Raw genomic sequence first — 8,266 nt, forward strand, 5'->3', positions numbered from 1 at the left:
GGCAGGTTCGAAAACCGCTCTGGAAACGCCATTGCTGCCTCAAGTCCGGGGTCGTGACGCCCCGTTTTCCGGCACGATAGCCAGTCGCGCGCGTGAGGTCCAGAAAAACCCTTCACGGTGAAGCGCTTGGAGGCCCGCCCTGTGGCTTTTTCGTAGGGTGGTGCAAACCCACCACTCTATCGCGCAAGGTGGGTTACAGTCGCCCCAAGGATCAGCCCTTCGGTCCGACATTCTCAGCGAAGGCTTTCGCGAAGGCCGCCTTCTTGCCCTCGTCCGCCGCGGTCTGGTGCTGCGCCACCCAGTCGCCATAGGGCAACCCGTAGACGATCTCGCGTGCGGCATCCTTCGTCAGTTCGATCCCCCGCTCGGCTGCCGCTTCCTGATACCAGCGGCTCAGGCAGTTGCGGCAGAAGCCGCCCAGGTTCATCAGGTCGATGTTCTGCACATCGGGCCGCTTGACCATCAGGTGATGCATCAGGGCGCGAAACGTTGCCGCTTCCAGTTCTGTGCGTGTCCGGTCGTCCATCTACAAGCCCTCCAATACCTCTGTCAGGATCGGCGCCAGCCGCGCTGCCCAATGCGCCTGCTGCGCCGGGGTGGCGATCAGGTCGTTCCTGACCTCTATAAGTGTGTTGTGCCGCCCCAGCCGCAAGGCATGACAGTCGATGGCATCGCCGGGCAGATGGCCCGAATAGGGCTCGTTATTGCCGACGCAGAGGTCCGTCTCGGCCATAAGCCGCGCGATCAGCGGCTTCGAGAAACGCTCGTCCAGATGGCTGTAGAGCACCCCCACATGCCAGGGTCGGGGGCTGCGCCCGCGCAGGCAGGGGGTGAAGGAATGTACCGCCACGATCACCCGGTCGGGCCGCAGGGCCGCCAGCCGGGCATAGGCCGCGTGATAGGGGCGATAGAGCCGGTCCAGCCGCCGCTCCACCTCCTCCGGCCCCGCATGGCGGTTCGCCGGGATGATCGTCCCGTCGTAAAGCTTCATCACCAGTGTCGGGTCGTCCTCGCCCCGGTTCGGGTCGATCACCAGGCGGCTGAACTCCGACAGGATGACCGGGCTGTCCAGCAGGCGCCCCAGCTCGCGCGCCACGCCCGCCGCGCCCACGTCCCAGGCGATGTGGCGGCCCATATCCTCGGCCGGGATGCCCAGATCGCCCCCGAGCCAGTCCGGCACATGGTTCGACGCATGGTCGCAGGTGACGAGCCACCGCCCCTTGCGCGCCTCTCCCTCGATCGTGAATGCCAAGCCGCCGCCCTTTCCACCGTCCTGCCCGGTTTACGGGCCTTTGCCGCCCGATGCCAGCGACGAGAAGCGCGCCATGGCCAAAGCGGGCGTTGCGGGACGGATCGGATTGCGCCATAAGGCACGCGGCCCACATGAACCGGAATTCAAAGCAGGAGGATGGCTATGCGCCGTCACCGCAACGTGAAGATTGTGGCCACGCTGGGCCCCGCGTCTTCGAGCTACGAGATGATCCGCGCGCTCTTCGAGGCCGGGGCCGACGTGTTCCGCCTGAACATGAGCCACGGGGTCCACGAGGATATCGCCAAGCGGCACCAGATCATCCGCAAGGTGGAACGGGACCTTGGCCGCCCGATCGGCATCCTCGCCGACCTGCAGGGCCCGAAGCTGCGCGTCGGGGTGTTCGCGAATGATGCCGAGGACCTGGTCGAAGGCGCGGCCTTCCGCATGGACCTGTCGACCACGCCCGGCGACGCCAGCCGGGTGAACCTGCCGCACCCGGAAATCTTCGCCGCGCTGGAGCCCGGCGCCTCGCTTCTGGTCAACGACGGCAAGATCCGCCTGCGCGTCAACGCCTGTGGCAAGGACTTCGCCGATTGCACGGTGGAAGTCGGCGGCACCATCTCCAACCGCAAGGGCGTGAACGTCCCCGACGTGGTGCTGCCGCTGGCGGCGCTGTCCGAGAAGGACCGCGGCGACCTGGAATTCGCCTGCGAACTGGGCGTGGACTGGCTGGCCCTGTCCTTCGTGCAGCGCCCGGAAGACGTGATCGAGGCGCGCAGCCTTGCCAAGGGCCGCGCCGCGATCCTGTCGAAGATCGAGAAACCCGCGGCGGTCAAGGCCTATGACGCGATCCTCCAGGTCTCGGACGGGATCATGGTGGCGCGCGGCGACTTGGGCGTCGAACTGCCCGTCACCTCGGTTCCCCCGATCCAGAAGCGGCTGGTCCGGGGCGCGCGGGCGGCAGCCAAGCCGGTGATCGTGGCGACCCAGATGCTGGAATCGATGATCGAATCGCCGGTTCCGACCCGGGCGGAAGTTTCGGACGTCGCCACCGCGATCTACGAAGGTGCCGATGCGGTGATGCTGTCCGCCGAATCCGCCGCCGGGAAATACCCGGTCGAGGCTGTGAGCACGATGAACGCCGTGGCGATGAGCGTCGAGAAGGACCCGACCTACCGTTCCGTCATCGAGGCCAGCCGCGTCGTTCGCCGCGAATCGGTGGCCGACGGGATCGTCGCGGCCGCGCGCGAGATCGCCGAGGCCACCAACATCAAGGCGATCTGCTGCTTCAGCCAGACCGGCACCACCGCGTCGCTTGTCGCCCGCGAACGCCCGCATGTTCCGATCATCGCGCTGACGCCCCTGATGTCGACCGCCCGCCGCATGGCCCTGACCTGGGGCGCGCATTGCGTGATCACCCCGCCGCAGGACCGCTTCAAGGGCGCGGTTCTGGCCGCAGTCGGTGCCGCGCGGTCGGACGGGTTCGCGACCGATGAGGACCAGATCGTCGTCACCGCCGGTGTGCCCTTCAACGTGAAGGGGACCACCAACATCCTGCGGGTCGCTCCCTGCGACGAACGGTTGATCTCGCGGGTTGACCCCGAGTAAGCTTCGCCTTGCGGGGGCAACGCGGGCGAGGGGTCATGGACACGGATCTGGCTCTGACGGTGGGGATCGTGCTTGCCGTGCTCTCGGTCCCCTCGCTGCTTTCGGCCTGGGTCGACGGCCGCGCGCCCCGGATGGGGGCGATCATGGCGATTGCGGCCCTGGGCCTGATCGTCACCGCCCTGATCGAGAACCCTGGAGGCTATGCCTTCAACCAGGTTCCGGCGGTCATGATCAAGACGATCCTTCGCCTCTTCGATTGACGTGGCCCCTTGCACCTTTCCGGCCCCGCCCCTATAGGGACGGCTTCTTACCCGCACGGCCGGCCGAAGTGGCATGCCGAGTCGTGCCTGAAACCACGGAGATGGAAATGCCCAAGATGAAGACCAAGTCGGCGGCGAAGAAGCGCTTCAGCTTCACGGCCTCCGGTCGGGTGAAGGCCGGTCCCGCCGGCAAGCGCCACGGCATGATCAAGCGCACCACGAAGTTCGTTCGGGATGCGTCCGGTGCGATGATCCTGTGCGACAGCGACGCCAAGATCGTCAAAAAATACATGCCCTACGACCGGTAAGGAGAACATCAGATGTCCCGCGTCAAATCCGGTGTTGTCACGCACGCCCGTCACCGCAAGGTGATCAAGGCCGCTTCGGGCTATTACTCCGCCCGTTCGCGCAACTTCCGCACCGCCACCCAGGCCGTTGACAAGGCCCAGCAATACGCCACCCGCGACCGCAAGGCCCGCAAGCGCCAGTTCCGCGCGCTGTGGATCCAGCGGATCAACGCCGCCGTGCGCCTGTTCGATGCCGAGATGACCTATTCGCGCCTGATCAACGGCCTGGCGAAAGCCGGGATCGAGGTCGACCGCAAGGTCCTCGCCGACCTCGCCGTGCACGAGCCCGAGGCGTTCAACGCCATCGCCGGCCAGGCCAAGGCCGCGCTGGTCTGAGCTTCAGATAGAAGACTATGAAAAGGCCCTGCGGAAACGCGGGGCCTTTTGCTTTGGTTTCGGGCCAGACCTGAATCTCGATAGCGGGTCGGGAAACATCGCCCCCGTTCGATGTCGTCAGACCGGGGAAAGGCAGGCATCGGGACGAAGCGGATAGTCAACACCCGCCCTTGCCGTGAATCACGGGCATTCTGCCGCAGTGGCGTCTGGCGCTGCCCTCCGCTAAGGGCTCGCCGACTGATCATCGCAGGTGTCAGGAATCTCGGTTTATCAAGGCGAGGCAAGCATGACCGTCCGAACCTTCTATCTGGCAGCGGCAGTCATCGGAACGATCGTTCCATGGCTGCTCTTCGGAACATTCTTTGCTCAGCACGGGCCTGATATTCCTCTGTTCCTGCAATCGCTGTTTGCGAATGGGGCGGCCGGCGGCTTCTCCGTCGATGTTCTGATTTCGATCGTCATATTCTGGGTCTGGTCATGGCGGGACGCAGCCCGCCATGACGTGGCATGCTGGTGGATGGTTCTTCCGGCCAGTTTTTTCGTGGGGCTCTCGCTGGCGCTGCCGCTATACCTGTATCTGCGCGAGCGGGACTGAGGCCAAGGCGGCTCCGGGGTCAAAGGCGTGTCGGGAAGGGGGCGATCCTACCGCACGAACACCCGGCTCGGGTGCAACTCACCCCCCCGGTAGTGCCCTACGGCCACCGCCTGCCCGTCCAGGCTGGCCCAGCCTTCGGTGCCCCAGTCGGCATGGCCGATCACCTGCCCCGGATTGCCGTTCCGCAGCCGCGCCGCGCCCTCCGGTGTCGCCTTGAACTCCGGCAGGTCCTGCAAGCCCAGTTCCAGCGGCAGGAGCCGGGCATCCAGCGCCTCGGTCTTCGCCTCGGCGTCGATCATCTCCAGCGTCACGCCCTCGCTGGCCCGGAACGGCCCCGACCACTCCCGCCGCAGCCAGTCCACATGCCCCAGGCACCCCAGCGCGGCCCCGAGGTCTCGGGCGATCGACCGGACATAGCCGCCCTTGCCGCAGATCATCTCCAGATCGACGTGATCCGCATCCGGGCGGCCCGTCATCTCCAGCCGCTCCACCCACAAGGGCCGCGCCGCCAGGTCCATCGCCTCGCCCTCACGCGCGAGGTCATAGGCCCGCTCGCCATCGACCTTCACCGCCGAATACTGCGGTGGCACCTGCTGAATGTCCCCACGGAACGCCGCCAGCGCCGCCTCGATCTGCGCATCCGCGGGCCGCAAGGCCGAGGTGGCGATCACCGCCCCCGACGCATCATCGGTATCCGTCGCCGCCCCGAAGCTTACCCGGAAGCGGTAGCATTTCAGCGCATCGGTGATGTAGGGGATGGTCTTCGTGGCCTCGCCCAGCGCCACCGCCAGCACTCCGGTCGCGTCCGGGTCAAGCGTCCCGGCATGGCCCGCCTTCTGTGCCGAAAGCGCCCATTTCACCTTGTTGACCACCGCCGTCGAGGTCACGCCCGCAGGCTTGTCCACCACCAGCCAGCCGCTGAGGGCCCGCCCCTTCTTCACCCGGCCCATTGCGCTCAGCCCTTCGGAACCACAGTGCCGACGATCGGCCCCATCGGGAAGCCGCCGTCATGCCGGGCGAGCGATGGCGCATAGAGCCGCGAGATGTTGCCGTCGAAGTACAGCGCATCCTTCAGGCCCAGCTCGTCGCGGAACAGCCGGGCGAAGGCGTGGAAGTTCACCGCCTGGTTGGAGATCGCGAAGACCGCCCGCTGGCCGTCCTCGCTGACCCCCACCCCGTTGCGCACATAAAGGCTGTCGCTGTCCGGCAAGAGCTTCGGATGCAGCTTGCCCCCGATCACCAGCATCGGCCCGGACTGCGTGGCATAGCGGCAGGCCGGTCGTTCCTTCCGGAAGGTCCGGCTCTCGATCACCCGGAACGTGTCGCCGATGCAGAACACCCCGTTCGGCAGCAGCCCGAAATTCCCCGGGCCGGCCTGCGTGACCAGGGCCGAGACCTCGACCCCGTCCTCGACATACAGCCCCACCGGGGCCAGGTCGCGGTGATACATCCCGGCATTCATCGCGAAGCCAAGCGCCTTGCCCTCGCCCTCCAGCGCCTTATCGACGTTGCGGAAGCTGCCATAGGCGCCATCGGGACCGGAGTGGAACAGCCGCAGATCCTCGCCCGCCACCACTTCGCAAAGCGTATAGGACGCCCCCTCGAACACCGTATCCCGGCACTCCGCCGCTTGTATCGCGGTCGGCGCCAGCAGAAGGGCCAGCGCGAGAAGCCTCATTCCTCGCCGTCCCCGGCGTCGAGGTCGCGCTGCACCGTCGGGTCGGCAAACAGCCGCCGCGTCTCGTCCAGCCGGTCGAAGGTTTCGTCGGGCCGGAACCGCAGGTCGGGCGCGTATTTCAGCGTCAGCTCCCCCGCCACCCGGTGACGCAACTCGGCCTTGTTCCGCGCCAGCGCCGCGATCGCCGCTTCCACCGGGACCGAGCCCATCAGCGGCATCACATAGACCGTCGCGACCTTCAGGTCGGGCGAGCAGGACACCTCGCCCACCGTGATCGACATGGCGTTCAGCTCGGGGTCGTGAATCTCGGCCCGGTTCAGCACGTCGGAAAGCGTGCGGCGGATCAGTTCCCCCACCCGAAGCTGGCGTTGCGACGGGCCGGACCCGGTGTTGAAGCGCTTGGACATGGCCGTTCCCATAGGCCCTTTCGGTCCCGCCCGCAACGCCGGGCTTCTCACGCCTCCGGGAACCGGCTAGGGAAGGGCCAAACGGGGGGACAAGGGCATGGATCAGCCGGGACTGGTGGTGACGGGGGCCTCGGGCCGGATGGGGCAGACGTTGATCCGGCTGGCGCAGGCGTCCGACAAGCTGCGCCTCGTCGGCTGTGTCGAACGCGCGGGCCACCCCTGGATCGGCCGCGACGTGGGCGAGGCGATGGGCGGCGCCCCCGTCGGGGTGAAAGTCACCGACGACGCGCTGGAAGCCTTCGCCAAGGCGCAGGCCGTGGTCGATTTCACTGCCCCTGCCGCCACGGTGGACTTCGCCGCGTTGGCCGCCCAGGCCCGCGCCGTCCATGTCATCGGCACCACCGGGCTGGAAGCCGACCACCTCGCCCGGATCGAGGCCGCCAGCCGTCACGCCGTGATCGTCCGCGCCGGGAACATGTCGCTCGGGATGAACCTCCTGACCCGCCTGACGCAGAAGGTCGCCGCCGCGCTGGACGCCGACTGGGATGTGGAGATCGTCGAGGCCCACCACCGGATGAAGGTCGATGCGCCATCGGGAACCGCGCTGATGCTGGGCCAGGCCGCCGCCGAAGGGCGTGGGGTCAGCCTGGATGATGCCAAGGTCTCCGGCCGCGACGGGATCACCGGCGCGCGTCAGAAGGGAGCCATCGGCTTCTCCGCCATCCGCGGCGGCGACATCGTTGGCGAGCATGACGTGATCTTCGCGGGTGAGGGCGAGCGTGTCATCCTGCGCCACATGGCCACTGACCGCGCCATCTTCGCCCGGGGGGCGTTGCGTGCCGCGCTCTGGGGGCAGGGGCAGAAGCCGGGGCAATACGACATGATGGACGTACTGGGCATCTGATTCCCGCGCGCAATCCGGCCCGCAGGAGCGGCAATCGGCTCGCCGCTCCGAACGTGACCTGCGGTTCCCTCAGGCGCGCTCGATGGCCAAAGCGATGCCCTGCCCGCCGCCGATGCACATGGTGATCAGTGCGGTGCGCCCCCCGGTCCGTTCCAGTTCATGCAGCGCCTTGACCACAAGGATCGCTCCCGTCGCCCCGACGGGATGGCCAAGCGCTATGGCGCCGCCGTTGGGGTTCACCTTGGCGGGGTCGAGGTCGAGTGCGCGGGAGACGGCGAGGGCCTGGGCGGCGAAGGCCTCGTTCGATTCCACCACGTCGAAGGACTGTGGCTTGACCCCCAGCTTGCGGCACAAGGCCTGCACGGCGGGGATCGGGCCGAGACCCATCACCTTCGGGTCCGCGCCCGCCAGTGCGTAGCCCATGATCCGGGCGCGGGAACCCTCGGCACTTCGCGACAGGACCAGCGCCGCCGCCCCGTCGTTGATGCCCGAGGCATTGCCCGCCGTGACGGTGCCGTCCTTCTGGAAAGCGGGTCTCAAGACCGCCAGGGCCTCGGCACTGGTGGCTTTCGGGTGTTCGTCGGTGGCGAAGGTGACAGGGCCCTTCCTGCCGCCGATCTCCACCGGGACGATCTGGTCGGCAAAGCGCCCCTCGGCGATGGCGCGGGCGGCGCGGGACTGGCTTTCCAGCGCGAAGGCGTCCTGCTCCTCGCGGGTGATGCCGTATTCCGCCGCGACGTTCTCTGCCGTCACCCCCATATGGCCGGTGCCGAAGGGGCAGGTCAGCGCGCCGGTCATCATGTCGATCGCCCGGGTGTCGCCCATCTTCTGCCCGAAGCGGGCGGCGGGCAGGATATAGGGCGAGCGGCTCATGCATTC

General features: G+C 67.4%; 12 protein-coding genes. 6 read left to right on the forward strand and 6 right to left on the reverse strand.

From position 1 onward, the window contains the following. Positions 1-211: 211 nt before the first annotated feature. Together V7Q39_RS08350 and V7Q39_RS08355 are read right to left on the reverse strand one after the other, a co-directional pair. Positions 212-526: a DUF1244 domain-containing protein gene (locus V7Q39_RS08350; RefSeq protein WP_333816106.1), complete on the reverse strand. Its 315-nt coding sequence runs from the start codon at positions 524-526 to the stop codon at positions 212-214. Then, entirely contained in the window at positions 527-1,252 is a 726-nt protein-coding gene (locus V7Q39_RS08355) for an N-formylglutamate amidohydrolase (protein WP_333816108.1), read from the reverse strand. 162 nt (positions 1,253-1,414) lie between these two features. Here V7Q39_RS08355 and pyk point away from each other — a divergent pair, with 162 nt between their 5' ends. The 5 genes from pyk to V7Q39_RS08380 all read left to right on the forward strand — a co-directional run bounded on the left by pyk (position 1,415) and on the right by V7Q39_RS08380 (position 4,398). Continuing rightward, positions 1,415-2,860, forward strand: coding sequence for a pyruvate kinase (gene pyk / locus V7Q39_RS08360; protein WP_333816109.1), 1,446 nt, complete (start codon positions 1,415-1,417; stop codon positions 2,858-2,860). Positions 2,861-2,895: 35 nt separating this feature from the next. Then, positions 2,896-3,120, forward strand: coding sequence for a hypothetical protein (locus V7Q39_RS08365; RefSeq protein ID WP_333816110.1), 225 nt, complete (start codon positions 2,896-2,898; stop codon positions 3,118-3,120). Positions 3,121-3,227: 107 nt separating this feature from the next. Continuing rightward, a complete protein-coding gene (rpmI, locus tag V7Q39_RS08370; RefSeq protein WP_103259124.1) occupies positions 3,228-3,428 on the forward strand; it encodes a 50S ribosomal protein L35 in 201 nt (66 codons plus the stop codon). 12 nt (positions 3,429-3,440) lie between these two features. Beyond that, positions 3,441-3,803 (forward strand): 50S ribosomal protein L20, encoded by a 363-nt coding sequence (gene rplT / locus V7Q39_RS08375; RefSeq protein WP_333816111.1) that lies wholly within the window; start codon positions 3,441-3,443, stop codon positions 3,801-3,803. Positions 3,804-4,089: 286 nt separating this feature from the next. After that, positions 4,090-4,398 (forward strand): DUF2834 domain-containing protein, encoded by a 309-nt coding sequence (locus V7Q39_RS08380; protein WP_333816112.1) that lies wholly within the window; start codon positions 4,090-4,092, stop codon positions 4,396-4,398. 47 nt (positions 4,399-4,445) lie between these two features. On the opposite strand, the gene truB is transcribed toward V7Q39_RS08380, so the two are convergent. From truB to rbfA, 3 genes are read right to left on the reverse strand one after another with little or no spacing between them, the layout of a single operon-like run. Next, positions 4,446-5,348: a tRNA pseudouridine(55) synthase TruB gene (gene truB / locus V7Q39_RS08385; RefSeq protein WP_333816113.1), complete on the reverse strand. Its 903-nt coding sequence runs from the start codon at positions 5,346-5,348 to the stop codon at positions 4,446-4,448. Between the two features lie 5 nt (positions 5,349-5,353). Beyond that, entirely contained in the window at positions 5,354-6,076 is a 723-nt protein-coding gene (locus V7Q39_RS08390; RefSeq protein WP_333816114.1) for a phosphodiester glycosidase family protein, read from the reverse strand. Then, positions 6,073-6,483, reverse strand: coding sequence for a 30S ribosome-binding factor RbfA (gene rbfA / locus V7Q39_RS08395; protein ID WP_333816115.1), 411 nt, complete (start codon positions 6,481-6,483; stop codon positions 6,073-6,075). The genes V7Q39_RS08390 and rbfA overlap by 4 nt, the downstream gene beginning before the upstream one ends. A gap of 97 nt (positions 6,484-6,580) precedes the next feature. Between rbfA and dapB the strand changes: the two genes are divergently transcribed. Then, on the forward strand, positions 6,581-7,387 hold the full coding sequence (gene dapB, locus V7Q39_RS08400; protein ID WP_333816116.1) for a 4-hydroxy-tetrahydrodipicolinate reductase: 807 nt from the start codon (positions 6,581-6,583) through the stop codon (positions 7,385-7,387). Positions 7,388-7,456: 69 nt separating this feature from the next. Here the strand turns inward: dapB and V7Q39_RS08405 are convergent. After that, positions 7,457-8,266 (reverse strand): acetyl-CoA C-acyltransferase (locus tag V7Q39_RS08405; RefSeq protein ID WP_333816117.1); only part of this gene is annotated, 810 nt, incomplete at its 5' end.

This window comes from Tabrizicola sp. (assembly GCF_036781545.1).
Lineage (GTDB): Bacteria > Pseudomonadota > Alphaproteobacteria > Rhodobacterales > Rhodobacteraceae > Tabrizicola.